The organism is Streptomyces sp. YPW6 (genome assembly GCF_018866325.1).
Lineage (GTDB): Bacteria > Actinomycetota > Actinomycetes > Streptomycetales > Streptomycetaceae > Streptomyces.
This window is the reverse complement of record NZ_CP076457.1, coordinates 4,085,992-4,111,174: the sequence shown is the minus strand read 5'-3', so window position 1 is coordinate 4,111,174 and position 25,183 is coordinate 4,085,992. Positions and strand designations below refer to the sequence as shown.

General features: G+C 71.5%; 23 protein-coding genes. 14 read left to right on the top strand and 9 right to left on the bottom strand.

Going from position 1 to position 25,183, the window contains the following annotated elements; genetic code table 11:
• Window positions 1-243: 243 nt before the first annotated feature.
• Window positions 244-1,368 carry a helix-turn-helix domain-containing protein gene (locus KME66_RS18190; protein WP_216323773.1) on the top strand — a complete coding sequence of 375 codons (1,125 nt, stop codon included), beginning with the start codon at window positions 244-246 and terminating at the stop codon, window positions 1,366-1,368.
• Window positions 1,369-1,488: 120 nt separating this feature from the next.
• On the opposite strand, the gene KME66_RS18185 is transcribed toward KME66_RS18190, so the two are convergent.
• Entirely contained in the window at window positions 1,489-3,312 is a 1,824-nt protein-coding gene (locus KME66_RS18185) for a bifunctional UDP-sugar hydrolase/5'-nucleotidase (RefSeq protein ID WP_216323769.1), read from the bottom strand.
• A gap of 358 nt (window positions 3,313-3,670) precedes the next feature.
• On the opposite strand from KME66_RS18185, the gene mshD reads away from it, so the two are divergent.
• The 11 genes from mshD (at window position 3,671) to pstB (ending at window position 15,516) form a co-directional block, all read left to right on the top strand.
• Window positions 3,671-4,594 carry a mycothiol synthase gene (gene mshD, locus KME66_RS18180; protein WP_073226223.1) on the top strand — a complete coding sequence of 308 codons (924 nt, stop codon included), beginning with the start codon at window positions 3,671-3,673 and terminating at the stop codon, window positions 4,592-4,594.
• 97 nt (window positions 4,595-4,691) lie between these two features.
• Window positions 4,692-5,147, top strand: a complete 456-nt coding sequence (locus KME66_RS18175; RefSeq protein WP_216323766.1) for a GntR family transcriptional regulator — start codon at window positions 4,692-4,694, stop codon at window positions 5,145-5,147.
• Entirely contained in the window at window positions 5,144-6,052 is a 909-nt protein-coding gene (locus KME66_RS18170; RefSeq protein ID WP_216323763.1) for an ABC transporter ATP-binding protein, read from the top strand. The genes KME66_RS18175 and KME66_RS18170 overlap by 4 nt, the downstream gene beginning before the upstream one ends.
• Window positions 6,049-7,032: a hypothetical protein gene (locus KME66_RS18165; RefSeq protein ID WP_253208390.1), complete on the top strand. Its 984-nt coding sequence runs from the start codon at window positions 6,049-6,051 to the stop codon at window positions 7,030-7,032. The genes KME66_RS18170 and KME66_RS18165 overlap by 4 nt, the downstream gene beginning before the upstream one ends.
• Window positions 7,033-7,354: 322 nt before the next feature.
• On the top strand, window positions 7,355-9,604 hold the full coding sequence (locus KME66_RS18160; protein ID WP_216323761.1) for an RNA degradosome polyphosphate kinase: 2,250 nt from the start codon (window positions 7,355-7,357) through the stop codon (window positions 9,602-9,604).
• Window positions 9,591-10,763: a CHAD domain-containing protein gene (locus KME66_RS18155; protein ID WP_216323758.1), complete on the top strand. Its 1,173-nt coding sequence runs from the start codon at window positions 9,591-9,593 to the stop codon at window positions 10,761-10,763. The genes KME66_RS18160 and KME66_RS18155 overlap by 14 nt, the downstream gene beginning before the upstream one ends.
• Window positions 10,760-11,182: an NUDIX hydrolase gene (locus KME66_RS18150; protein ID WP_216323755.1), complete on the top strand. Its 423-nt coding sequence runs from the start codon at window positions 10,760-10,762 to the stop codon at window positions 11,180-11,182. The genes KME66_RS18155 and KME66_RS18150 overlap by 4 nt, the downstream gene beginning before the upstream one ends.
• Before the next feature lie 197 nt (window positions 11,183-11,379).
• Window positions 11,380-12,516, top strand: a complete 1,137-nt coding sequence (gene pstS, locus KME66_RS18145; RefSeq protein ID WP_073226247.1) for a phosphate ABC transporter substrate-binding protein PstS — start codon at window positions 11,380-11,382, stop codon at window positions 12,514-12,516.
• A 102-nt stretch (window positions 12,517-12,618) separates the two neighbouring features.
• Window positions 12,619-13,620, top strand: coding sequence for a phosphate ABC transporter permease subunit PstC (gene pstC, locus KME66_RS18140; protein WP_216323752.1), 1,002 nt, complete (start codon window positions 12,619-12,621; stop codon window positions 13,618-13,620).
• Window positions 13,617-14,699 carry a phosphate ABC transporter permease PstA gene (gene pstA, locus KME66_RS18135; protein ID WP_073226254.1) on the top strand — a complete coding sequence of 361 codons (1,083 nt, stop codon included), beginning with the start codon at window positions 13,617-13,619 and terminating at the stop codon, window positions 14,697-14,699. Before pstC ends, pstA begins: the two co-directional genes overlap by 4 nt.
• A gap of 40 nt (window positions 14,700-14,739) precedes the next feature.
• Window positions 14,740-15,516, top strand: a complete 777-nt coding sequence (gene pstB / locus KME66_RS18130) for a phosphate ABC transporter ATP-binding protein PstB (RefSeq protein ID WP_073226258.1) — start codon at window positions 14,740-14,742, stop codon at window positions 15,514-15,516.
• Between the two features lie 162 nt (window positions 15,517-15,678).
• Here the strand turns inward: pstB and KME66_RS18125 are convergent, their stop codons facing one another.
• Together KME66_RS18125 and KME66_RS18120 are read right to left on the bottom strand one after the other, a co-directional pair.
• Window positions 15,679-16,677 carry an inorganic phosphate transporter gene (locus KME66_RS18125; RefSeq protein ID WP_073226262.1) on the bottom strand — a complete coding sequence of 333 codons (999 nt, stop codon included), beginning with the start codon at window positions 16,675-16,677 and terminating at the stop codon, window positions 15,679-15,681.
• Window positions 16,678-16,682: 5 nt separating this feature from the next.
• Window positions 16,683-17,303, bottom strand: coding sequence for a DUF47 domain-containing protein (locus KME66_RS18120; protein ID WP_003968094.1), 621 nt, complete (start codon window positions 17,301-17,303; stop codon window positions 16,683-16,685).
• A 187-nt stretch (window positions 17,304-17,490) separates the two neighbouring features.
• Here KME66_RS18120 and KME66_RS18115 point away from each other — a divergent pair, with 187 nt between their 5' ends.
• Window positions 17,491-17,892: a metal-sensitive transcriptional regulator gene (locus tag KME66_RS18115; protein WP_253208389.1), complete on the top strand. Its 402-nt coding sequence runs from the start codon at window positions 17,491-17,493 to the stop codon at window positions 17,890-17,892.
• An 18-nt stretch (window positions 17,893-17,910) separates the two neighbouring features.
• Here KME66_RS18115 and KME66_RS18110 read toward each other — a convergent pair whose 3' ends face one another.
• Both KME66_RS18110 and KME66_RS18105 read right to left on the bottom strand, forming a co-directional pair.
• Window positions 17,911-18,114 carry a hypothetical protein gene (locus tag KME66_RS18110; RefSeq protein WP_073226270.1) on the bottom strand — a complete coding sequence of 68 codons (204 nt, stop codon included), beginning with the start codon at window positions 18,112-18,114 and terminating at the stop codon, window positions 17,911-17,913.
• A gap of 323 nt (window positions 18,115-18,437) precedes the next feature.
• Window positions 18,438-19,313 carry a hypothetical protein gene (locus tag KME66_RS18105; protein WP_073226274.1) on the bottom strand — a complete coding sequence of 292 codons (876 nt, stop codon included), beginning with the start codon at window positions 19,311-19,313 and terminating at the stop codon, window positions 18,438-18,440.
• Between the two features lie 115 nt (window positions 19,314-19,428).
• Here KME66_RS18105 and KME66_RS18100 point away from each other — a divergent pair, with 115 nt between their 5' ends.
• Window positions 19,429-19,677, top strand: a complete 249-nt coding sequence (locus KME66_RS18100; RefSeq protein ID WP_216329821.1) for a hypothetical protein — start codon at window positions 19,429-19,431, stop codon at window positions 19,675-19,677.
• Window positions 19,678-19,783: 106 nt separating this feature from the next.
• Here the strand turns inward: KME66_RS18100 and KME66_RS18095 are convergent, their stop codons facing one another.
• The 4 genes from KME66_RS18095 to KME66_RS18080 all read right to left on the bottom strand — a co-directional run bounded on the left by KME66_RS18095 (window position 19,784) and on the right by KME66_RS18080 (window position 25,046).
• A complete protein-coding gene (locus KME66_RS18095) occupies window positions 19,784-20,515 on the bottom strand; it encodes a phosphatase PAP2 family protein (RefSeq protein WP_073226282.1) in 732 nt (243 codons plus the stop codon).
• Window positions 20,516-20,900: 385 nt separating this feature from the next.
• On the bottom strand, window positions 20,901-21,896 hold the full coding sequence (locus tag KME66_RS18090; protein ID WP_073226286.1) for a bifunctional lytic transglycosylase/C40 family peptidase: 996 nt from the start codon (window positions 21,894-21,896) through the stop codon (window positions 20,901-20,903).
• Between the two features lie 151 nt (window positions 21,897-22,047).
• Window positions 22,048-22,641, bottom strand: coding sequence for a hypothetical protein (locus KME66_RS18085; RefSeq protein WP_216323749.1), 594 nt, complete (start codon window positions 22,639-22,641; stop codon window positions 22,048-22,050).
• A complete protein-coding gene (locus KME66_RS18080) occupies window positions 22,638-25,046 on the bottom strand; it encodes an alpha/beta hydrolase (protein WP_216323746.1) in 2,409 nt (802 codons plus the stop codon). The genes KME66_RS18085 and KME66_RS18080 overlap by 4 nt, the downstream gene beginning before the upstream one ends.
• Window positions 25,047-25,183: the final 137 nt, after the last annotated feature.

The following is a 25,183-nucleotide window of genomic DNA, read 5'->3' as shown; positions in this document are numbered from 1 at the left end:
AAGAACCCAACCCCACCCCACCCGACCCGGTGGGAACCTGACGCGTCCCAGGGCTCCCGGGCGGGTCCGGCAGCCTGCGCGGGCTTCGTCACTCGCACGGGTGACATTTCCCAACTCAGCTCGCTTTTCAGCAGGTTGCCCGGCATATGCTCACGCCAGACCGCAACCGACACACTTCGGCCCCCGGCCGGGACTGCAATCCCGATCGAGGGCCTGGCCAACAAGGAAGAACGGACTTCCCCGATGGATACCCAGCAGAATACTGCCCTGACCCGCGCCCTGGCAGAGGTTCCCGGACCTCTCCCCACCCGTGGCGTCATCCACGTCGTCATCCCGCACACCGACCGCTTCACCGTCGTCGGCAACCACCTCGCCCAGCACCCCGACCTCAGCTGCACCGCCATCGGGATCGCCGTACTCATCCAGTCCCTGCCCCAGGGAACCGAAGTCAGCATCAAGGCACTCGCCGCCCGCTGCCGCGAAGGCGAGAAACGCATCGCCGCCGCCCTCCGCGAACTCGAAGCCCACGGCTACCTCCAACGCATCCGACACCGGCTCACCGACAGGAAAGTCATCACCCGCACCGTCTTCTGCAACCAACCCACCGCTCTCCCACACCCCCACCACCCGGCAGCACAGCCACACCCACACCCCTGCCCCCGACCCGCATCGACGGCACCCGAACCCGCATCGGCAACGGCATACGCACCAGCACCCGCGCCAACGCCCGCACCCGCACCCGCACCCGCACCCGCACCCGCACCCGAGCAGATCTCGGCACCCGCACCCGGGCAGATGCCCGCGCCCGCGCCCGTACCGCCCGCTGCTCCGCTTCCGCCCCGGGCCCCCCTCGCCCTGCCCGTGCAACCGCCGCCGCCCGCCCCGCCCTCCGTGCCCCTCGTCCCGCCCCCGACCGCCCCCAAGCCGCCGCGTCGCCCTCTCCCCCGGCCCGGCACCCCCACCACTGAGCTCGACCGCGCCGCCACCGCGCTCCTGAGCGATCTACGCAGTCACGCACCCCGGTTCACCCTCTCCGAGGGCGACATCCGTCAGCTCGCCCCCGCGGTCGCCGCCTGGCTCGAACGCGAAGCTCACCCGGACGCCATCCGCCGCACGCTCACCGACGACCTGCCCCGGCCCCTGCGTCATCCCGTCAAACTTCTCCGGCACCGGCTGACCGCTCTGCTGCCCCCGCCGCTCCCCGGGGCGTGCGACCTCGTCGTCCCCGCCCGGCCCCGCGTCGTCGTCACACCCTTCCAGACCTGCGACGACTGCGACCGCGCCTTCCGCTCCCCCGCCCCCGGCCACTGCCGCGACTGCCGCGAAACCCGCGAGCACCGGGGCGCGGACGTCCACACCGCGGCCTGATCCGCCGGGCAGGCACTCCGGAAAGCAGGCACTCCGGCACTCCGGCACTGCGCCGTGCGCCCACAGGAAAGGGGCGACCGGCCCGCAGGCCCGCCGCCCCTCCCGTACCTCGGACTCCTGCTACTGGACGACCGTGATCCGGCCCGTCGCCGGCGGGGCCAGCGGGGCGTCGGCCGTCGAGTGGGCCGCCAGGTAGGCGTTGAACAGGTCCAGGTCGGACGGGCCGACCAGCTTGTTCGTGCCCTGGCCGAGGACCGAGAAGCCGTCGCCGCCGCCCGCGAGGAACTCGTTCATCGCGACACGGTAGGAACGCGCCGGGTCGATCGCCTCGCCGTTCAGCTCGATGGTGTCGGCGACCACGCGGTCCGCGCCGGTCTTCGTCAGGTCGAGGGTGTACGTGAGGCCCTCGGAGACCTGGAGGATCTTCGGGCTGGCCTCGTTGCTGCCGCTGACCTGCTGCTGGAGGGCGGTGATCAGCTGCGCGCCGGTCAGGTCGACGACGTTCATCATGTTGGTGAACGGCTGCACGGTGAACGCCTCGCCGTAGGTGACGACCCCGTCGCCCTCACCGCCGGACGCCTTGTACACCAGGTCCGCGCGGATACCGCCCGGGTTCATGAACGCGACTTCCGCGCCGCCCTTGTCGGCCGGGGCGAGTCCTTCGAGCTGGGCGTCGGCGATGACGTTGCCGAGGGGCTTCTCGGGGGCCGTGGAGCCGCGGCCGTTGATGTCGGCGCTGATGTAGCCCTGGGGCGCGTTCGCGACCGGGGCCGCCAGCTTGTTCCAGCGGTCGATCAGTCGGGTCATGTCGGGGGCCTTGGGCTGGTCCCGGGTCACCACGTGGTTCGCGGACTTCACCGACGTACGGACGATGTCCTTGGTGCGGCGGTCGTAGGTGAGCGTGGTGTCCGTGTAGAGCTTGCCGAAGGACGAGGCCGACGTGACCATGCGCGGCTTGCCGGACGGGTCCGGGATCGTGCAGACGTACGCCTGGTGGGTGTGGCCGGTGACCAGGGCGTCGACCTTCGGCGTGATGCCCTTGGCGATGTCCACGATCGGGCCGGAGATACCGTCGCCCGCGCCGGGGCTGTCGCAGTCGTAGTTGTACGCGGTGGAGGCCGGGGCCCCGCCCTCGTGGATCAGGGCCACGATGGACTTGACGCCCTTGCGGTCCAGCTCGCGCGCGTACTTGTTGATCGTCTCGACCTCGTCGTGGAACTTCAGGCCCTTGACGCCCTCGGCGGTGACGATGTCCGGCGTCCCCTCCAGGGTCACACCGATGAAGCCGATCTTGACGCCGTTCTTCTTCCAGACGGTGTACGGCTTCAGCAGCGGCTTGCCGGTCTTCTCCTTGGTCACGTTGGCCGCGAGGTAGGGGAAGTCCGCTCCCCGGAACTTCTTGCCCTTCTCGTAGCAGCCTTCGACCGGGTGGCAGCCGCCGTTCTGGAGGCGGGCCAGTTCCTTGGCGCCCTCGTCGAACTCGTGGTTGCCGACCGCCGTGACGTCCAGGTCGAGCTTGTTCAGCGCCTCGATCGTCGGCTCGTCGTGGAAGAGGCCCGACAGCAGCGGACTCGCGCCGACCATGTCACCGCCGGCCGCCGTGACGGAGTACGGGTTGCCCTTGCGCGCGGTGCGCAGCGAGGTCGCCAGGTACTCGACGCCACCGGCCGGAATGGCCTTCACCGTGCCGTCGGGCTGCTTCTCGGAGACGTTGCCCGCCGAACCGGCCGGCGGCTCCAGGTTGCCGTGCAGGTCGTTGAACGACAGCAACTGCACGTCGACGGTACGGGGCTTGTGGCCGTGCCCCTGTCCGTGCCCGTGCCCGTGGCCCCGGTCCTGGGCCCCGGCCGGCATCGCGGCGACGAGCGCGCCCACGGTGGCCAGACCGGCCGCGGCGGCGAGCATCCGCCGGGACGCGCGCTTCTTCTGTGGAGTCGCTGACATCGGTCCCCTTGTGGTGTCAGTGGTCATCAGCCGGTCGTGTCACTGGTTTCACACGACTGCATCCTGCGTGCCGCAGCCTAGAGTCAACGCGCGTAGCGCAACAGGTGTTCGGGGTTACGGACTGGTTGCCATCCGGCCACATGGCTCCATACGGCCCTTCCGCGACGGCTCTTCGGCGATGACTCTTCCGCGACGGCTGCTGTGCGACGGCTCCCGCGCGCCCCGGTGGCGCTCGGCGGGCCGAACTCCCCGCCGCGGAGGCCCCCGGCCGCGCACCCGCCCCGCCGCAGACGCCCCCGGCCGTGCACCCGCCCCGCCGCGCCGTCACCGGGCGCGCCCTCGCCGTACGCTCTCAGGCATGACGACTGACGCACCCCTCCCCGCTCCCGGACGCGAGATTCAGGCCCTCGACGCGCTCGACCCCGCACAGGCCGAGGCCGTCCTCACGCTGCTCGCCGACGCGGCCGCGTCCGACGGCCGGCAGGCGGTCTCCGAGCAGGGAAGGCTCCGGATCCGGGGCGGACACCGCGACGGCGTACGGCACTTCCTGCTCACCGTCGACGGCACGCTCGCCGGATACGCCCAGCTGGAGGACACCGACCCGGTCGAGGCCCCGGCCGCCGAGCTGGTCGTCCACCCCGACCGGCGCGGCAGCGGACACGGCCGGGCGCTCGGCGCCGCCCTCCTCGCCGCGACCGGCAAGCGGCTGCGGGTCTGGGCGCACGGCGGCACCTCCGCGGCCCGCCACCTCGCCCAGGTGCTCGGCCTCTCCCTCTTCCGCGAACTGCGCCAGCTGCGGCGGAGCCTGATCCCGCTCGACCTGGCCGAGCCGGTCCTGCCCGAGGGCGTCACCGTACGGACCTTCGAGCCGGGGCGGGACGACGCCGCCTGGCTGGCCGTGAACCGCGCGGCGTTCGCCCATCACCCGGAGCAGGGGTCGCTGACCCAGCAGGACCTGGACGACCGCAAGGCGGAGCCCTGGTTCGACCCGAAGGGCTTCTTCCTGGCCGAGCGGGACGGGGAGATCGTCGGCTTCCACTGGACGAAGGTGCACGCCGAGGAACAGGTCGGCGAGGTGTACGTCGTCGGGGTCCTGCCCGAGGCCCAGGGCGGCGGCCTCGGCAAGGCGCTGACCTCGATCGGCCTGCACCACCTGGCCGCCGAGGCGCTGCCCACCGCGATGCTCTACGTGGACGCGGACAACACGGCGGCCGTGACGGTGTACGAGCGCATCGGTTTCACCACGCACGAGGTGGACCTGATGTACCGCACGGAGTCCTGAACACTCCGTCAGTCAGGGCAGGGGCGGCGCCACTTGACGCCGCCCCTTCTTTGCACCACCCTTTCACTACTCAATTAGTGAAAGGGTGGTTCTGCGCATGGCAGCCGAGCCCGCAGCGGTCGAGTTCCGTATCGACCGGCGCAGCGGTGTCGCCACCTACCTCCAGATCGTCCAGCAGACGAAGCAGGCCCTGCGCCTGGGCGTACTCGAACCGGGCGACCGGCTGCCGACCGCCCGCGAGGTCGTGGAAGCCACCGCGATCAACCCGAACACCGTCCTCAAGGCCTACCGGGAGCTGGAGCGCGAAGGGCTCGTCGAGGCCCGCCGGGGGCTCGGCACCTTCGTCCGCCGGACACTGGGCGGCGCGCCCGACGCGACCGCCGCCGACGCCCCCCTGCGCACCGAACTCGCCGACTGGGCCCGCCGGGCGCGGGCGGCCGGGCTGGAGAGGGACGACGTCGGCGCACTCTTCACCGCCGTAGTGGACAGCACGTACAGCACGAACGGCGCGGACACCGTGGACCGTTCGCACAAGGGGGACCAAGAACGATGACCGGCGTCGCGATCGAGGCACACGGCCTCGGAAAGACCTACGGGCGCAGGGGCGGCGGCCACCGCGCCCTGCACGACTGCTCGTTCCGGCTGCCCGAGGGGCGCGTCTGCGCCCTCGTCGGTCCCAACGGTGCCGGGAAGTCGACCCTGCTGAACCTGGCGGCCGGCCTGGACCGCCCCGGCGCCGGGTCCCTCGCCGTGCTCGGCTCCACCGATCCCGCCGCCGTACGCGACCGGATCGCCTTCGTCGCCCAGGACAAGCCGCTGTACCCGCAGCTCACCGTCGCGGACACGCTGTGGGCCGGCGCGGAGCTGAACCCCGGGCGCTGGGACCGCGCCACCGCCGACCGGATCGCGGGGGCGCTGCCGGCCCGCGCCCGCGTCCGTACGCTCTCCGGCGGGCAGCGCACGCGGCTCGCGCTGGCCCTCGCACTCGGCAAGCGGCCCGAACTGATGCTGCTGGACGAGCCGATGGCCGACCTCGACCCCCTGGCCCGGCACGACCTGATGGGCGTGCTGATGGCGGAGACCGCCGAACGCGGCACCACGATCGTGATGTCCTCGCACATCCTCACCGAGCTGGAGGGCGCCTGCGACTACCTCCTGTTCGTCGACGGCGGCCGCGTCCGGCTCGGCGGCGAGGCCGAGGACATCGTCGACGCCCACGCCCTGCTCACCGGCCGGGCCCGCGACCTGGCCCCGCACACCGTCATCGAATCCCGTACGACGGGGCGTCAGCTCACCGCGCTCGTCAGGAAGGAGGGCCCCGTGGACACCGCCGCCTGGGCCGTCACCCAGCCTTCCCTGGAGGAGCTGCTGCTCGCCCACCTGCGCTCCCCGGACGCGCCGCCGCTGCTGACGCCGAGCGCGTCGGCCGGGGTGCGGGGGGAGGTGGCTTCGGCGTGAGCACGCTCGCGAACGTCCGCACACTGCGGGGGCCGTCCCGCGTGCTGCTGCGCGTACACCGGCGGACCCTGTGGGTCGCCGGGGCCGTCGCAGCCGCCGCGGTCATCGGCATGATCGCCGTGGCGCTCCGGGCGGACCAGGTGTCCGGGGACTTCGCCGGCACCGGATGCACCCTGAGCAGCACCGTCGATGCCTGCTTCCAGCCGGCGCGCGACTACTCCGACCGGATGCTCGACCTCAGCCGGCTGCTGACGGACACGGGGCTGGCCCTCATCGCGCTGCCCGCCGTCGTCGGGGCCTTCGCCGCGGGCCCGATGGTTGCCAGGGAGTGGGAGAGCAACCACGTCAAGCTGTCCTGGACCCAATCGTCCCCGCCCGCCGCGTGGCTGACGGCGCGGCTCGCCGTGCCCGCCGTGCTGGTGGTCTGCGGGATCACCGTGCTGTCCGCCGTCCTCAGCTGGTCCCGAGGCAGGCTGGGGAACCCGTACCCGGCCATCTGGCACGACATATCGGTCTTCGGGGCCTCGGGAACGGTTCCGGCCGCCGGTGCTCTGATGAGCCTCGCGCTCGGTGTCCTCGCCGGCCTGACACTGCGGCGCACGGTTCCCGCGATGGCGGCAGGCCTTCTCGTCTCCGGACTGGTGACGGTGTTCCTGGGCGTGCTGCGCGACCGCTTGTGGCCGACCGCGAGGGACACCTTCACCCTGGGTGACGACTACGTCTGGCCCGACGGGGCCGCCATCGTCGAGTGGGGCTGGGTGACGAACCGAGGCACGGTGCTGCCCGCCGACATCTGCGCCCACACCTCCGCCGACCCGGAAGTCTGCCTGCCGGAGCACGGCGTGGACCACGGCTACCTCGACCACCACCCCGCCTCCCACTACTGGCCCCTCCAGCTCGTCGAGACCGGCATCCTCCTCGCCCTCGCCGCCCTCGCCGTGTTCGCCGCCTTCCGGGTGCTGCGCCGCCTGCACGGCTGAGCGCACACCTGCCGGAAACCCGCCGTCCGGGCCCCGCGAGGGGTGGGCCCGGACGGCGTACGCCTCCATCGGCCCACCGCCCGGCCGGCCGCGCCGAACACGTACAGTGACCGCGAGGCCCACCCGCAGGCACACCGCTTCCTGGACGTCATGTCGCCGTTACCGGCCATTCAGACGCTCTTGCGACCCTCGCGGGATGCAGCCAGCTGTGCCCGCCCCCCGCCGCAACGGAAGAGCCCGTGACCCGGGGTTCCCCGGGCCTTCCGCGATCTTTCAGGGCTCCGACGCGCCTGAGGGGCGCTCCGCGCGGAACAATAGGTCCATGAGCCAGCAGCCCAGCTCCGAGGTCCCCGTCCAGCCCGCCGCCCAGCCGTCCGTCGGCTCGCTCGCCGCGCACCGGCCGCACGCCACCGCCGCGTCCCACGGGGCCGGCTTCTCCACCGCCGTCGGCCTGGATCCCGACCTCGACGCCGACGCGGACGCCTACGAGCCCGACCGGGACGGCGACGAACTGCCCCAGGGGCGCTTCCTGGACCGCGAACGCAGCTGGCTCGCGTTCAACGAACGGGTCCTGGAGCTGGCCGAGGACCCGTCCACGCCCATCCTGGAGCGGGCCAACTTCCTCGCCATCTTCGCCTCGAACCTGGACGAGTTCTTCATGGTCCGGGTGGCCGGCCTCAAGCGCCGCATCGCCACCGGCGTCGCCACCCGCTCCGCCTCCGGTCTCCAGCCCCGCGAGGTCCTGGACCTCATCTGGACCCGCTCGCGCGAGCTCATGGCCCGGCACGCCGCCTGCTTCCAGCAGGACATCGCCCCCGACCTGTCCGACGAGGGCATCCAGCTGATCCGCTGGCCGGACCTCACCGAGAAGGAGCAGGCCCGCCTGTTCACCTTCTTCCGGCAGCGCGTCTTCCCGGTGCTGACCCCGCTGGCCGTCGACCCCGCGCACCCCTTCCCGTACATCTCCGGGCTCTCCCTCAACCTCGCCGTCGTCGTCCGCAACCCGGTCAGCGGCCACCGGCACTTCGCCCGGGTCAAGGTCCCGCCGCTGCTGACCCGCTTCCTGGAGGCCTCGCCCCAGCGGTACGTGCCCATCGAGGACATCATCGCGGCGCACCTGGAAGAGCTGTTCCCGGGGATGGAGGTGCTGGGGCACCACATGTTCCGCGTGACCAGGAACGAGGACCTGGAGGTCGAGGAGGACGACGCGGAGAACCTGCTCCAGGCGCTGGAGAAGGAGCTCATGCGCCGCCGCTTCGGCCCGCCGGTCCGGCTGGAGGTCGAGGAGTCCATCGACCCGTACGTGCTCGATCTGCTGGTCCGCGAGCTGAAGGTGTCCGACGCGGAGGTCTACCCGCTGCCCGGCCCGCTCGACCTGACCGGGCTGTTCGCGATCGCCTCGCTGGACCGGCCGGAGCTGAAGTACCCGAAGTTCGTCGCGGGCACCCACCGGGACCTCGCGGAGGTGGAGTCCGCGTCCGCGCCCGACATCTTCGCCGCCCTGCGCGAGCGGGACGTGCTGCTCCACCACCCGTACGACTCGTTCTCCACCTCCGTCCAGGCGTTCCTGGAGCAGGCGGCGGGCGACCCGGACGTGCTGGCCATCAAGCAGACGCTGTACCGCACCTCGGGCGACTCCCCGATAGTGGACGCCCTCATCGACGCCGCCGAGTCCGGCAAGCAGGTCCTCGTCCTCGTCGAGATCAAGGCCCGCTTCGACGAACAGGCCAACATCAAGTGGGCCCGCAAGCTGGAGGAGGCGGGCTGCCACGTCGTCTACGGGCTCGTCGGGCTGAAGACCCACTGCAAGCTCTCGCTCGTCGTCCGCCAGGAGGGCGACACGCTGCGCCGCTACTCCCACGTGGGCACCGGCAACTACCACCCCAAGACGGCCCGGCTGTACGAGGACCTCGGCCTGCTCACGGCGGACCCGCAGGTCGGGGCTGACCTCTCCGACCTGTTCAACCGGCTCTCCGGCTACTCCCGCCGCGAGACCTACCGCCGCCTCCTGGTCGCGCCGAAGTCCCTGCGCGACGGGCTGATCGCCCGGATCAACAAGGAGATCGCCCACCACCGGGCCGGCCGCCCCGCCCATGTCCGGTTCAAGGTCAACTCGATGGTCGACGAAGCGATCATCGACGCCTGCTACCGGGCGGCCCAGGCGGGCGTCCCCGTCGACATCTGGGTGCGCGGGATCTGCGCGATCCGCCCCGGCGTCACCGGGCTCTCCGAGAACATCCGGGTCCGCTCCATACTCGGCCGCTTCCTCGAACACTCCCGCGTCTTCGCCTTCGGCAACGGCGGCGAGCCCGAGGTGTGGTTCGGCAGCGCCGACATGATGCACCGCAACCTCGACCGCCGGATCGAAGCCCTGGTCCGGGTCACCGACCCCGCCCACCGCGCCGCACTCAGCCGACTCCTGGAGACCGGTATGGCCGACACGACGTCCTCCTGGCACCTGGGCCCCGACGGGGACTGGACCCGGCACGCGACGGACGCGGACGGCCAGCCGCTGCGGCACGTCCAGGAAATGCTCATCGACGCCCGGAGGCGCAGGCGTGCGACGCCCTGACCAGCAGACGACGACCCGGCCCGCGGCGGATCACGCCCCGGGGACCGGTACGGACGCCACCGGCGCCCCGGTGGGCACCCCGCCGGACGGGGCAGCGCCGGGCACGTCGCGGGACGGGGCCGCAGAGCGGGGCAGCACCGCCAGAACCGGCCCCTCCACAGCCCGCACCGCTCCGGTGCACCCAGCCGGGGACCCGACCACGGAAGCGGCCCTCGCGCCCTACCTGCGCGGGCAGGCCGCCGACTTCCTGCGCAGCCTGCGCCTGCACCACGAGCACAGCGCGCCCGCCGAATCCGGCGGCCACGACGCCGCGGCCGCCACCCGGGCCCTGCGCCGCGCGGCCCGCCGGATCAGCGGCTCGCTGCACACCTTCCGGGTCGCCCTCGACCCGCACTGGGCCGACCAGCTCCGCGCCGAGCTGTCCTGGCTCTCCGGCGTACTCGCCCGGGAACACGCCTACGCGGGCCGCCTCGCCCGGCTCGTCGAGGCCCTGCACCAGCTCTCCGGCCCCGCCCTCCCCGCCGCCCGGGGCGCGAGGGCCACCGGGGACAGTGCCGCGTCCGACGCCCAGGGCCGCGCCGCCCTCGGGGTCGGGGCCGCGCGCGCCGGGGCACTGCTGGAACGCCGCCTCACCCTCGCCCGGACCCGGTCGCACTCCGCGGCCCTCCAGGCGCTCGGCTCCTCCCGGTTCCACGCGGTCGCCGACGCCGTCGCGCTCCTGGCCTCCGACGTACCGCTGGCCCCCGGCACCTCGGCCCGGACCGCCGAGGCCCTCCTGGAACCCGCCGAACACGCCGAGCAACGCCTCCTCGCCGCGGTGGCGGCCCTCCCGCCCGCCGACTCGGAGCCGTACAACGAGGCGCAGGACGCGGCGTGGCACCAGGCCCGTCTGCTGCTGCGGCTCCACCGGTACGCCCACGAGGTCGTCCTCGGCGCGGCCGCCCCGGCCCTCGCCGCCTGCGGGCACGCCCTCGACCTGCACCGGGACGCGGTGGAGGCGGCCGCGGCGGCGGCAGCGGCGGCCCGCACCCCGCGGATCGCCCCGGCCACGGCGTACGCGCTGGGCGTGCTCCACGCGGACCAGCGCCACGAGGTGGAGGCGGCGCGGTCGCGTTTCCGCGAGACCTGGCCGTACGCCACGGCCCTGACGGCCTCGTGAGCGGCGACCCCCGGGAGCCCGTGATCCGCGCCGCGGGCTGCGTGCTGTGGCGGCGCGGACCGGGCGGCGGCGTGGAGGTGTGCCTGGTGCACCGCCCGAAGTACGGCGATCTCTCCTTCCCGAAGGGCAAGCTCAAGCGCCACGAGGAGCCGCTGGCCGCCGCCGTACGGGAGGTGCTGGAGGAGACCGGGCACCACTGCGCCCCGGGCGCCCGCCTGCCCAGCGCGCACTACGTGGTGGACGGCCGCCCCAAGATCGTCGACTACTGGGCGGCCGAGGCCACGGGCGGCTCGTTCTCCGCCAACGACGAGGTCGACCGGATTCTGTGGCTGACTCCCGATGCCGCCCGCGCCCGGCTCACCCAGCCCCGTGACGTGCGGCAGCTGACCGCGCTGCTGGACGTTCTGCCCGCGTCCTGACCAGCGCCGCGGACCCGCCCGCACCCGCCTGCCGGACACGGTTCACCTGCCGTTCACTCTCCCCCGTCGACGGCTTCACCTGTTCTGCCTAATTTCGGACGTACAAGGTGCACGGCGGCAAGCCGCAGCACGCCTCCCCATCGCACGCCGTCGTAGAACGAGATGACCACGGCGGCTCCTGGAAGGAACACCCGAAAGTGAAGCTTCAGCGCAAGAACCGGCTTCGTGCCACCGCGCTCGGTGCCCTCGCCGTCTCCGGCGCCCTGGTCCTCACGGCGTGCGGTTCGGACGACAACACGGGCGGCAGCGCGTCCGGCACCGGCGAGAAGACGACCGCCGCGTCGAACGTCGACTGCGGCAAGGCCGAGGGCCAGCTGCGCGCGTCCGGCTCCAGCGCGCAGAAGAACGCCATGGACCTCTGGGTCAAGAACTACATGGCCGCCTGTTCCGGCGTGGAGATCAACTACAACTCGTCCTCCTCCGGCGAGGGCATCGTCGCCTTCAACCAGGGCACCGTCGGCTTCGCCGGCTCCGACTCCGCGCTGAAGCCGGAAGAGGTCGCCGAGTCGAAGAAGATGTGCAAGTCCGGCCAGGGCATCAACCTGCCGATGGTCGGCGGCCCGGTCGCGGTCGGCTACCACCTGGAGGGCGTCGACAAGCTGGTGCTGGACGCCCCGACCCTCGCCAAGATCTTCGACACGAAGATCAAGAAGTGGAACGACCCGGCGATCGCCAAGCTGAACGAGGGCGTCGACCTGCCGGACAAGGCCATCCAGGCCTTCCACCGCTCCGAGGACTCCGGCACCACGCAGAACCTCGGCAAGTACCTCGGCGCCGCCGCTCCGAGCGAGTGGAAGTACGAGGCCGAGAAGAAGTGGCCCGCCCCAGGCGGCCAGGCCGCCTCCGGTTCGTCCGGCATCGCCGCCCAGGTGAAGCAGGTCGACGGCGCGATCGGCTACTTCGAGCTCTCCTACGCCAAGTCCCAGGGCATCTCCACCGTGGACATCAACACCGGTGGCTCCGCCCCGGTCCAGGCCACCTCGGAGAACGCCTCCAAGGCCATCGCCGCCGCGAAGATCAAGGGCACCGGCAAGGACCTGGCCCTGGAGCTGGACTACACCACCAAGGCCGAGGGCGCCTACCCGCTGGTCCTGGTGACGTACGAGGTCGTCTGCGACACCGGCAACAAGCCCGAGACGCTCGACACCGTCAAGTCCTTCCTCTCCTACACCGCCTCCGACGACGGCCAGAAGATCCTGACCGACGCCGGCTACGCCCCGATCCCGGCCGAGATCAACGCGAAGGTCCGCGAGACCATCGGCTCCCTCTCGTAACACCCCGGGGCGGCCGGGCACCCACCCGGACCCGGCCGCCCCGACCATCCGGTGCACCGCCGCCAGGGGAGCCACGGCTCCCCCACACAGACCGGAAAGACCATGGCTTCCACCACACCCATAGACATGCCGCCGGCCTCGCCGGCCCCGCCCGAACCAACCGGACTCCCCAAGTCCACCGGGCGCATGGGCGACAAGATCTTCCTGGGCCTCTCCCGCGGCTCGGGCATCCTGCTGCTCGTGATCATGGCGTCGATCGCCGCGTTCCTCACCTACCGCTCAGTGATCGCCATCTCGAAGAACGAGGGCAACTTCCTCACCACCTTCGACTGGAACCCGGCCGGCGACCCCCCGGTCTTCGGCATCGCCGTCCTGCTCTTCGGCACGATCGTCAGCTCGATCATCGCGATGGTCATCGCGGTTCCGATCGCTGTCGGCATCGCCCTGTTCATCTCGCACTACGCGCCGCGCAAGCTGGCCGCCCCGATCGCGTACGTGGTCGACCTGCTGGCCGCCGTGCCCAGCATCGTCTACGGCATCTGGGGCGCCCTCGTCCTGGTGCCGTACCTGGAGGGCCTCAACCTCTGGCTCGACCAGTTCTTCGGCTGGACGTACATCTTCGACAAGACCGAGGTCGGCGTCGCCCGCTCGCTCTTCACCGTCGGCATCCTGCTCGCGATCATGATCCTGCCGATCGTGACCAGCGTCAGCCGCGAGGTCTTCCTCCAGGTCCCGAGGATGAACGAGGAGGCCGCGCTCGCGCTCGGCGCCACCCGCTGGGAGGTCATCCGCCTCTCCGTGCTGCCCTTCGGCCGCTCCGGCATCATCTCCGCCTCGATGCTGGGCCTCGGCCGCGCGCTCGGCGAGACGATGGCCGTCGCCACGGTCCTCTCCCCGAACTTCCTCATCTCGCTGCACCTGCTCAACCCGGGCGGCGGCACCTTCGCCCAGAACATCGCGGCCAAGTTCGGCGAGGCCGACTCGTTCGGGCGGGACGCCCTGATCGCCTCGGGTCTCGTCCTCTTCGTCCTCACCCTGCTGGTCAACGGCGCGGCCCGGCTCATCATCGCCCGCCGCAAGGAGTACTCGGGGGCCAACGCATGAGCCACGCACCCACCGGCGTCATGGAACGCCCGTCGCCCGCCTCGCCCTCCCCGAAGACCAGCCTCGGCAGCCGTTCCCTGCCCCGCTTCGCGCCGCTCGGCTTCGCCGCCGTCGCCACCGTGCTCGGCATCGGCCTCTCCCTGGCCGCCGGCTGGGAGAGCCGCATCCAGTGGGGCCTGATCTCGGCCCTGTTCTTCCTGGCCATCTCCTACGTCGCCACGACCGTCGTCGAGAACCAGCGCCAGGCCCGGGACCGGCTCGCCACCAGCGTGATGTGGGTCTGCTTCCTGCTGGCCGTCGTCCCGCTCGCCTCGCTGCTCTGGACGACGATCGTCCGCGGCGCGGAGCGCCTGGACGGCTACTTCCTCACCCACTCGATGGCCGGCGTGCTCGGCTCCGAGGCCAGCGGCGGCGTCTACCACGCGCTGATCGGCACCCTGGAGCAGGTCGGCATCGCCACGGTGATCTCCGCCCCGCTCGGCCTGCTGACCGCCGTCTACCTGGTGGAGTACGGCAAGGGCTCGCTGGCCAGGGCCGTGACCTTCTTCGTCGACGTGATGACGGGCATCCCGTCCATCGTCGCCGGTCTCTTCATCCTGTCGATCATGCTGATCGCCAACCTGGAGCCCTCCGGCCTGATGGGCGCCCTCGCCCTGACGATCCTGATGATCCCCGTCGTGGTCCGCTCCACCGAGGAGATGCTCAAGCTCGTCCCCAACGAGCTGCGCGAGGCGTCGCTCGCCCTCGGCATCCCGAAGTGGCGCACCATCCTGAAGGTGGTCCTGCCGACCGCGATCGGCGGCATCACCACGGGCGTCATGCTCGCCATCGCCCGTATCGCCGGTGAGACCGCCCCGATCATCCTGCTGGTCTTCGGCAGCCAGCTGATCAACGCGAACCCCTTCGACGGCGCCCAGTCCTCGCTGCCGTTCTACATCTACGAGCAGTACAAGATCGGCGAGGCCGCGTCCTACGACCGCGCCTGGGCAGCGGCCCTGGTGCTGATCGCCTTCGTCATGATCCTCAACCTCGTGGCCCGCGGCATCGCCCGCTGGAAGGCCCCGAAGACCGGTCGCTGACGCGGCCATCAGCGACCCCCCGAAAGAAGCAGTGATTCCCATGGCCAAGCGCATCGACATCAGCGGCCTCACCGCCTACTACGGCAGCCACAAGGCCATCGAGGACATCTCGATGACCGTGGAACCCCGCTCGGTGACGGCCTTCATCGGCCCGTCCGGCTGCGGCAAGTCCACCTTCCTGCGCACCCTGAACCGGATGCACGAGGTCACCCCCGGCGGCCGCGTCGAGGGCAAGGTGCTGCTGGACGACGAGAACCTCTACGCCTCCAACGTCGACCCGGTCGCCGTGCGCCGCACGGTCGGCATGGTCTTCCAGCGCCCGAACCCCTTCCCCACCATGTCGATCTTCGACAACGTGGCGGCGGGCCTGCGGCTGAACGGCAGCTACCGCAAGAGCGAGCTGAACGACATCGTCGAGAAGTCCCTGCGCGGCGCGAACCTCTGGAACGAGGTCAAGGACCGGCTGAACAAGCCCGGCTCCGGACTCTCCGGCGGCCAGCAGCAGCGTCTGTGCATCGCCCGCGCCATCGCGGTCGAACCGCAGGTCCTCCTGATGGACGAGCCGTGCTCGGCGCTCGACCCGATCTCGACCCTCGCCATCGAGGACCTGATCGGCGAGCTGAAGGAGCGGTTCACGATCGTCATCGTGACGCACAACATGCAGCAGGCGGCCCGCGTCTCGGACCGCACCGCGTTCTTCAACCTCGCGGCGGTCGGCAAGCCCGGCCGGCTCATCGAGATAGACGAGACGGAGCGGATCTTCTCCAACCCGTCGGTCCAGGCCACGGAGGACTACATCTCCGGCCGCTTCGGCTGAGCCGCCCGGCGCCTCGCCCCCCGATACGGCCTTGCGGTGCTGCATGGCGGTGCCACCACAAGGCGAAAGGGTCCGCCCCCGTACTCGTACGAGTACGGGGGCGGACCCACACGTGTCAGCAGCCGGTTTCCGCCATCCGGCCGGAAACGGCGGCCGGGAGCGTCAGCCGAAGAGCAGCAGGATCGCCCCGTAGCTGAGGGCCGCGACCAGCGCCGCGGCGGGCATGGTGATGAACCAGCCCAGGATGATGTTCTTCGCGACGCCCCAGCGCACGGCGTTGACCCGCTTCGTGGCGCCGACACCCATGATCGCGGAGGTGATGACGTGCGTGGTCGAGATCGGCGCGTGGAAGAGGAACGCCGAGCCGAACATGATCGAGGCGCCGGTGGTCTCCGCCGCGAAGCCCTGCGGCGGGTCCAGCTCGATGATCTTGCGGCCGAGCGTCCGCATGATGCGCCAGCCACCCGCGTACGTACCGAGCGAGAGCATCACGGCACAGGCGATCTTGACCCAGACCGGGATCTCGTCGTTCGGGCCCTCGATGTCGGCGATGACCAGGGCCATCACCACGATGCCCATCGTCTTCTGCGCGTCCTGCAGGCCGTGGCCGAGCGCCATGCCCGCCGCCGAGACCGTCTGCGCGATCCGGAAGCCGCGCTTGGCCTTGTGCGGGTTGGCCTTCCGGAATATCCACATGATGCCGACCATCACCAGATAGCCGAAGATCAGGCCGATGAACGGGGAGAGGAACATCGGAATGACGATCTTCTCCAGCACCCCGGTCCAGATGACGTCCGTCCCGCCGGCCAGCGCCGCCCCGACCATGCCGCCGAACAGGGCGTGCGAGGACGAGGAGGGGAGACCGTAGTACCAGGTGATCAGGTTCCAGATGATCGCGCCGACCAGCGCCGCGAACAGGATGCCCATCCCCTTCTGCCCGACGGGCGTGGCGATGAGGCCCTCGCTGACCGTCTTGGCGACCCCCTGGCCCAGGAAGGCGCCGGCCAGGTTCATCACCGCCGCCATGGCCAGGGCCGCACGCGGGGTCAGCGCCCGGGTGGAGACCGAGGTGGCGATGGCGTTCGCGGAGTCGTGGAAGCCGTTCGTATACGTGAAGCCGAGCGCGACACCGATGGTCACGACCAGCGCAAAGGTGTCCACGAGGTTCAGGACTCCTTGACCGCGATGGTCTCCACGGTGTTCGCGACGTGCTCGAACGCGTCAGCCGCCTCCTCCAGCACATCCACGATCTGCTTGAGCTTCAGCACCTCCATGGCGTCGTACTTGCCGTTGAAGAGGTGGGCCAGCAGCTTGCGGTGGATCTGGTCGGCCTGGTTCTCCAGACGGTTGACCTCGATCCAGTACTCGGTGAGGTTGTCCATGGTCCGCAGCCCCGGCATGGCCTCGGCGGTCAGCTCCGCCGCCCGGGCCAGCACCTCGATCTGCTGCTCGACGCCCTTGGGGAGTTCCTGGACCTGGTAGAGGACGACCAGGTCGACGGCCTCCTCCATGAAGTCCATGATGTCGTCGAGCGAGGACGCCAGGTTGTAGATGTCCTCGCGGTCGAAGGGCGTGATGAAGGAGGAGTTCAGCTGGTGGAAGATCGCGTGGGTCGCGTCGTCCCCCGCGTGCTCCGCTGCCCGCATACGCTCCGCGATCTCGACTCGGGAGGCAGAATCCGCCCCGAGCAGTTCCATCAGGAGTTTCGAGCCCGTGACAATGTTGTCCGCGGAGGCGGAGAACATGTCGTAGAAGCTCGTCTCCCTGGGGGTCAGACGAAAGCGCACGTGGGGTCCTCGGGATGCTTTGGATTCGGTCAGGCTGATGCTAGGCGCATCATCCGGCCACGGCTAACCGGCGTTCTTCAGTGTCGCCCATAGGACAAGGCGATCAGCACGGACCCCCGGTCACGTTTCGACAGGATTCGTTACGATATACCCGGCAGGGGTATATCAGGACAACGGGAGGACGCAGATGACCACGACCGGAGCCGGGGCCGGGGCCGGAATCACGGGGACGGAAACGGCGGGCGCCGCCGCACCGGACCCGCAGGCGAGCGCACCTGTGGACATCGTCACGGACCACGACCGCGGCATCCACGGCTACCACCACCAGAAGGACGAGCACCTCAAACGCCTGCGCCGGATCGAGGGCCAGATCCGCGGTCTGCAGCGCATGGTCGACGAGGACGTCTACTGCATCGACATACTCACCCAGGTATCGGCGTCCACGAAGGCCCTGCAGTCCTTCGCCCTCCAGCTCCTGGAGGAGCACCTGCGCCACTGCGTCGCCGACGCGGCCGTCAAGGGCGGCGAGGAGATCGACGCGAAGGTCGAGGAGGCCACGAAGGCGATCGCCCGCCTGCTCCGCACGTGACACGCGGCCGCGCGGGCGTCACCCCCGGCGGGCGGCCTGCCGGGGGACCGCCGCCCACGACTGCGCACCCCGGACGTCGAGCACCTCGTCGATACGGTCGGGGCTGAGGCGCTCCTCGCCCGCGGCCGACGCGGCGATCATCAGCTCGCCGCACAGCTCGATCTCGGCGAGGGCCACACAGTCCTGAGCGTTCGGAGCGCTGAGCGTCACCACGTGCGTCACCTCTCTCTGCCGTCCTCCCGGCCGTCACCGGCCTCTGGCACACCGACTCCCCAGCGTAAGGAGAGCGACGGGTGCCGCGCATGGCACGGACGGACCATTTTGGGCTCCTCCCAACCGGCCCCACCCCCGGCCCGTCCCGGTGGCCGCCCCTCCCCCGCCGGGTCGCGGACCGGTCGAAGGCGGACGCCCCGGAGACACCGGCGGCGCGGGCGGCCGGAGATCCGTCGCCCGCGCCCCCTCCCGCGACCCCGGCGGCCCCGCCTCCGCTCGGCCGAATCTGCCTCAGCCTCGCCGCATCTGCCTCAGCCCCGCCGGATCACGCCTCAGCCCTGCCGGATCTCGCCGGTGTAGATGGCGTCCTCGTCCGGGAGCGTCACCGTGACCGGCAGCCCGAACCCGTACAGCAGCAGCGTCGAGACCACCGACACCTCCGGCCCCCGGGCGTCGGAGGAGAAGGTGAAGCGGTGCCGGACCTTCCGCAGCAGGCCGTCCTCGTCGAGGTAGGCGTCGAAGGGCACGGTGTCCTTGCTGAACCCTTTCGCCGCCGCGCTCAGCGCCCCGCGCGACTGCGGCGAGGCGGCGCGGGCGGCCCGGCCCAGATCGGCGACGCCCCGGTAGTGGTGCACGGTCACCCCGGCCAGTTCGCTCGTGCCCGCGTAGGTCACATCGGCCGCGCCGCGCAGCAGTTCGGCCGCCGCCATCGGGTCGGTGACCCCGCCGCTGACGAGGTTGCCGTCCTTCAGCCCGGTCGTGTCGATCCTGACCCACTTGTCGTCGGGCACCCCGGCGCCGCGGTTCTTCATGTACAGCGCCCCGGGGGCCAGCAGCTCGGTGATCGGCCGGTGCCCCTGCGCGCCCGCGGCGTCCTTGCCCGCGGCGTCCTTGGGCAGCACCACCCGGAGCTGCCCCATCTGCTTGCGGAAGTCGTACGCGCCCTGCCCCCGGATCGTCACCCGGGTACCGCCGGCCGCCGTCTCCATCGACGTACGGGTCTCCGCGCCGCCCGCCTCGACGAGGGCGTCCGCCGCCCGCCCGAGCAGGTCGAGCGGCCGGTCGGCGGCCACGGAACGCCGCCCGGATCCGTCGCCCGCGCCGCCGTCCGCGCCGAGACACCCGGCGGTGACCGCGATCACCCCGGCCACGGCGAGGGCACCGACAGCGCGGGCCCCGCCTCCGTCCCTGTACTGCTGCACCACCATCGCCTGCCAACCCCCAACGACTGCCGCCCGGCCGAGCCCTGACCCGCTCCGCATAACGACTGCCGCCGTCCACCGTCACGCCACGGGGGGGGGCCGCGGCCAGTACCGTGGACGCGTGCATGAGGACTCCCCCGCAGCGGCCCGCACCACCGCCGCGCCGCGCACCGCCGTCCGGCCCTCCCCCGCCCTCGCGGAACCGCTGCCGGAGGCTCCCGCTCCGGGCCCGCGGGCCGAACACAGCACCACCACCGTCGAACGGGGCTCGTTCTGCCTGGCCCGCTGCAGCTGCGGCTGGTCGGGCCCCGCGCGCAGGTCCCGGGACCGGGCCCGTACCGACGCCGCCGAACACCTCGCCGCCCCCTGACCCACCCCGCGGATCCGCCCCCGTACAGCACGAACCCCCAGGCGCCGGGGGCACCTGGGGGGAGAGAGGGCGGAGCGGGCGGGAGGGGGAGGAGACCCCGGGGCCGTCAGGCGGCCAGGTCCTTCTCCCCCGGGTCGCCCCGCCGGGAGCCGGGCCGCGGCTCGGGGATGCCGGCCGCCTCGCCGCGCTCGTCCGCGTACACCACGGCCGCGCTCTTCGACCGGACGAACCAGCCCACGCGCGGCGAGCGGGCGACCGCCGCCATCAGCGGGGTGAGCAGCGCCATGGCCGGCGGGGCCAGCAGGAGGGTGACGGCCGTACCGAGGGCGAATCCGCCGATCACGTCGGTCGGGTAGTGGACGCCCATGTAGACCCGGCTGAATCCGGCGAAGAGCGCGAGGCCGATCGCATAGAGGCCGAACTTCCGGTTCGCCACGAAGATGCCGACGGCGATGCCCATGGCCAGGGTCGAGTGGTCGCTGACGAACGAGAAGTCCGTCTTGCCGTGGATCAGGACTTCCAGGCCCTCGTGGTCGTTGAAGGGGCGTGGCCGTTCGACGAAACCGCGGATCGGGATGTTGATGAGGATGGCGATGGCGGCGGAGAGCGGCGCCCAGACGATGGCGGCGGCAGCCGTCACGGCGTCGTCGGCCGTCCCGCGCCCTCGCATGCTCCACCAGCACCACAGGCCCACCAGAACGAGACCGACCATGATCCCGTACTCGCCGACGTACTCCATGACCCGGTCGAACCAGGTCGGAGCGGCCTTCGCGAGGCCGTTGATGTCGTAGAGCAGACTGACGTCCGGGTTCGACCCGTCGAGTTCGAGTCCAGCCATCTGCTGCGGCCCCTTGCCTTGTCTGCTTCTCTGCCGCGACGCGCGTCCTTGCGCGCCGCCCTGGTCGAACCCCCGTGTCCGATGCGATCCGTTACCGCACTGCACCGCACCGCCGCACCGCATCGGTGCCGCGTCGCCGTGCCGGCACCCCGCGGTGCCACTGCCCCACGGGGACGCACGGCCGGTGCGCGCGGTGTTCCCGTTCCCGTCCAGGGAACGGCCTGGGCGGCGCGTGCGTTCCGCTCTCCACCGAATGATCACTATGACGTTATCGAAGAGTGACTCGTCGTCGCAGCTCAGGGCCCAGGCTTCACAGAGAGTTCCCGCCAGGGCCGACTGCCCGTCAGCACCCTTCGCCGCTCCGGAAGCCCGCGCGAGACGTACGTCACCCCGCGGGCAGATCGGTCGGAAGGGCGGCGGCCCCGTCCTTGGTCACCCGCGTCGCACCGAAGTAGTCCGGCGTATCGATCTTGTCGAACCGGATGACCGCCCCGGTGAACGGCGCATTGATCATATAGCCGCCCCCGACGTACAGCCCGACGTGCCGGATGGCCCGCGAATTGGTGAGGTCGTCGGAGAAGAACACCAGATCCCCCGGGAGCAACTCGTCCCGCGAGGGGTGCGGCCCCGCGTTGTACTGGTCGTTGGCGACCCGCGGCAGCTCGATGCCCACCGTCCGGTACGCGGCCTGCGTCAGCCCGGAACAGTCGAACCGCCCCTGCTGCTCGGGCGTACCGTTGCCACCCCACAGATAGGGCGTGCCGAGCTTCTTCTGCGCGAAGTAGATGGCCCCGGCGGCCTGCTGGGAGGGCGCGACCCGGCCGACGGGCCGGGCGAAGCTCTTCTCCAGGGACCGAATGATCTTGACGTAGTTCTGCGTCTCCTTGTAGGGAGGCACACCGCCGTACTTGATCACCGCGTAGGCGCCGGCGTTGTACGCGGCGAGCATGTTGTTCGTCGGGTCGCCCGGCACCTTCTTCACGTACCCGGCGATCTCGCAGTCGTACGAAGCGGCCGAGGGGATGGCGTCGGCCGGGTCCCACACGTCCCGCTTGCCGTCGCCGTTGCCATCGATCCCGTGCGTGGCCCAGGTGCCGGGGATGAACTGGGCGATGCCCTGCGCGGCGGCGGGACTCTGCGCCCGCGGGTTCCAGCCGCTCTCCTGGTACAACTGCGCGGCCAGCAGCGCCGGGTTGATGGCGGGACAGAGGTTGCCCCACTTCTGCACCAGCGACTGGAAGCGCGCGGGCACCGCCCCCTTGGCCAGCGCGACGGCACCGCCGCCCCCCGCCCCGGCGAGCCCGGCGGCGGCCGAGTACGTACCGACGACGAGCAGCGCCAGGAAGCACATGACCATGCCGACGCCGATGCCACCGAACACCCAGAATTTCCGCACCCCTCAACCATCCCCCATCGGGACGCGCTTCAGGAGTGTTTTCGAGGGTGTGTACGAGTCATCCGCGGCACACCACCGGCGCACCCGAAGCACACGGGGGCGTCGACGGCTCACCGGCACCAGGGCTGACGTCCGGTCAGTCCTCTCCTCCGGACCAGAAGTCGGACCGGACGTTGGGCCGGGGCAGCGGATAGACGTCCTCGTAGGCGGGACCGTTCGGCTCGGCGGTGGGGGCGGCGACCTTCGACTCCTGCACACAGGGACTGTCGGCCTCCAGGAAGGCCTGCCCCTTCCCCCGGAAGGAGACGCTGACACCGAATCCGCTTCTGGTGACCGCGTAGACCGCCGGGAACGTCTCGTCCTTGTTGACCGCCTTGATCCGGTAGCCGTTCTTCCGCCAGAACGTCTCGGCGCGGTCCAGGAACGTCTGCCGGCGTTCGGGGGAGACGATGGTCATGACGGTACGCCGACGGGTCACCCCGCAGGCCCGGGTGGTGGTGGGACCATGAGCCCACCGCACATCCGGATCGATGCCCTCCAGCACGGCGTCGAGCATGGCGTCGGACTGCTCGGCAGCCTCCTGCATGTCCATCGTCGTCCCGCTCTCCTTCCCGGCGCTCACCTCGTCCCCCCGCGAGCCGCTCGCGCCCCCGCACCCGGCCAGCGGAACCCCGAGGACCAGCACCAGAACCACCGCGACGGGGGGCAGGGCCCGCTTCGCACGCCTCACTTCGGTTCCTCCATCTTGATCCGGTCGGCGTTGCCCGACACGATCAGGGCGATGCTGTCCGCGGACACGGCGTCGCGTTCCGGGCTGAAGTAGTTCGAGTGCGCGTCCAGACTGATGCCGCTCCCGCTGACGAGCGGCGGCCCGTCGGCCACCGGGAAGCGCCGGGCCCCGAACGCCTTGCTCGCGGGATCCTTCCCGAACCAGAGGTCGTCGTCACCCGGATCGGCCAGATCGCCGGCGACGTACGCCCCGCCGGGTCCGCCCAGGGCCAGCCCGAGCCCGCCCACCACGACCTGGGTCTTCGAGGGCAGCTGGGTCACCGGGTCGTTGGCGGCGGCCCCCACGAAGACGTGCTCGCTGCCGACGCCGAGGTCCACGGCGTGATCGACGCCGACCCCCGGACTGCCGACGAGGATGATGTCGTCGACGCCGGGAATCCCCCCGGGCCGGGCCGCGGCCGCACCCACCGTCCGGGACCCGTAGGAGTGACCGATGGCGGTCAGGTGCGGGTCCTCGTTCCGGTTGGTCACCCGGATCCCTTCCATGAAGTCGCGGTAGGCCGCGCCGCCCTTCTCGGCACGCCCGGTGCCCATGACGGCGAAGTAACCCGCCACCCCGTCCCGGTCCGGCAGCTGCGGGGCGTCGTACCCGAGCCAGACGATCGACGCCGTCGACGTGTCGTACCCCTGCGCCCCGATCGCGGTGTCCCGGGCGCGCCCGAGGTCGTTCTTGGCGAACTCCTCGTCGAGGGAGGTGTTGAGCCCCGGCACATAGGCGGACACGTGCTGCGAGGCATCAGGATTCCCGAACGACACGATCGCCCGCCCGTTCCCCTCGTCCCCGATCCCGATGAGATACATCGGCGGCTTGCTGTCGCCGTTCAGCTGCCGTTCGATCTCGCGCAGCCCGGCCAGCTGCTCACGGGCCTTGTCGGTGTCGACGCCCTCCAGCTCGTCGATCAGCGCCGGAAGGTTGCGGCGGTTGGCGGCGTCCCGGGCGAGGACCGGAATGCCGTCGAGATTGCCGATCAGCTCCGGGACGAGCTCGACGTACCGCTCCCGCTCCTCGGGCGAGAGCCCGTCCCACCACGCCTTGCGCTGGGCGGGGGCGGCGTTCCGCGGGATCCGCTCGCTCAGGTGCGCGCGCTCGGCGTCCCGCACCTCGGCGTCGACCCGCGCCCCGGACCCGGGGATCGCCAGCCCGGCGCCGGCCCCGCCGACGGCCTTGTTCCAGTCCCAGGCCGCGCCGATGTAGTCGCCCCGCGCCCACTTCCCCTCCGCGCCACGGGTGTCCCGCCTCCACTGCTCGGCGATGCGCCGCCCGGCCTCCCCCGGCCGCAGAACGGCGTCGACGACCCCGCGGACATCGCCCCCCAGCCCGTCCCCGAGAAACCCACCGAGGAAGCCGCCGCCGTCGGGGCCTGCGGGTCTACTCGCGTCGACCGTGGTGATGGGGTCGCGCTGGAGGAAGGGCGTGCGGGCTTGGGGGGTGGTGGGGGTGGTGGGGGCTCCGGTGGTGCCTGCGGGGCCTGCGGGGCCTGCGGAGTTGGGGGCTCCGGTGGTGCCGGTGGTGGCGGTGGTGGCGGTGTCACCGGGGCGACCGGTGGTGCCACTGGTTCCGGTGGCACCACTGGTCCCGCCGGTGTCACTGGTTCCGTTCCCACCCCCGGTGCCGGTGCTGCCGACACCACCGGTAAGGCTGGAATCGCCCTCACCCTCACCCTCGCCCCCGCCTCCGTCGGCACCAGCGCCCGCAGGGTCATGGGGCCCGCCGGCGGTACCGTCGGCGCCCCCGTCACCGATCCCTTCACCGGCCAGGGCATCGCGGCCAGGAGCCGGGCACGAACTACCGGTCAGTTCACAGATCGCGCTGCGGATCTCCGCGGTGAGCTGCTGACCGGTGCCCGTGGCCATGAGCCCACCGACGAGCGCGACGACGACCAGGACGAGGCCGAGGTACTCCAGCGCGGTCTGCCCGCCGTCGCGCCGGAACTTCATCATCCGGGCGAAGCTGAACACCCGTTGTCCGGCCCGCTGCTCCGGGCCGCTGCGGAACCAGCGACGGCTCTCCGGGCGGCACAGCAGGACGATGCCGGCCAGCGGTACGGCCAACCGCGCGACGCCCAAGCCCTCGGCCCCGCCGCCCAGCTCGGTGAGGGCGCCGAGGGCGACCCAGGCCAGCACGCCGAGGAGCGCGTACCGGACGCGAACCCCGCCCCGACGGACGTAGAGCGACAGCACGAAGACGGCGACCCCGGGTAAGGACGCGTACAGCAGCAACCCGAGGAGATACCCGTCGACCGCGTCCACCGAGGCAGCCGTCGACAGGGCCCGGAGAGCGCCCACCAGGGTGGCCACGAAGAGAACGTGCAGCAGGATCAGGGCCGCCTGCAACGGCCGGGGCATGAGCCGGCCGCCCGCATCCACGTCGGCAGCGCTTACATCGACGCCAACAGGGACCGCGCTTCTTCGTATGCCGGACAAGAGCAGTCCCCTACCTCGTGAGTGGGCGGAACGGGCGACGGTTCAGTCACTCCGCGCAT

Coding starts and splice junctions, on each gene's coding strand:
- KME66_RS18190 (WP_216323773.1), top strand. CDS start 244: ATGGATACCCAGCAGAATACTGCCCTGACCCGCGCCCTGGCAGAGGTT.
- KME66_RS18185 (WP_216323769.1), bottom strand. CDS start 3,312: ATGTCAGCGACTCCACAGAAGAAGCGCGCGTCCCGGCGGATGCTCGCC.
- mshD (WP_073226223.1), top strand. CDS start 3,671: ATGACGACTGACGCACCCCTCCCCGCTCCCGGACGCGAGATTCAGGCC.
- KME66_RS18175 (WP_216323766.1), top strand. CDS start 4,692: ATGGCAGCCGAGCCCGCAGCGGTCGAGTTCCGTATCGACCGGCGCAGC.
- KME66_RS18170 (WP_216323763.1), top strand. CDS start 5,144: ATGACCGGCGTCGCGATCGAGGCACACGGCCTCGGAAAGACCTACGGG.
- KME66_RS18160 (WP_216323761.1), top strand. CDS start 7,355: ATGAGCCAGCAGCCCAGCTCCGAGGTCCCCGTCCAGCCCGCCGCCCAG.
- pstC (WP_216323752.1), top strand. CDS start 12,619: ATGGCTTCCACCACACCCATAGACATGCCGCCGGCCTCGCCGGCCCCG.
- pstA (WP_073226254.1), top strand. CDS start 13,617: ATGAGCCACGCACCCACCGGCGTCATGGAACGCCCGTCGCCCGCCTCG.
- pstB (WP_073226258.1), top strand. CDS start 14,740: ATGGCCAAGCGCATCGACATCAGCGGCCTCACCGCCTACTACGGCAGC.
- KME66_RS18115 (WP_253208389.1), top strand. CDS start 17,491: ATGACCACGACCGGAGCCGGGGCCGGGGCCGGAATCACGGGGACGGAA.
- KME66_RS18105 (WP_073226274.1), bottom strand. CDS start 19,313: ATGGTGGTGCAGCAGTACAGGGACGGAGGCGGGGCCCGCGCTGTCGGT.
- KME66_RS18095 (WP_073226282.1), bottom strand. CDS start 20,515: ATGGCTGGACTCGAACTCGACGGGTCGAACCCGGACGTCAGTCTGCTC.
- KME66_RS18080 (WP_216323746.1), bottom strand. CDS start 25,046: ATGCCCCGGCCGTTGCAGGCGGCCCTGATCCTGCTGCACGTTCTCTTC.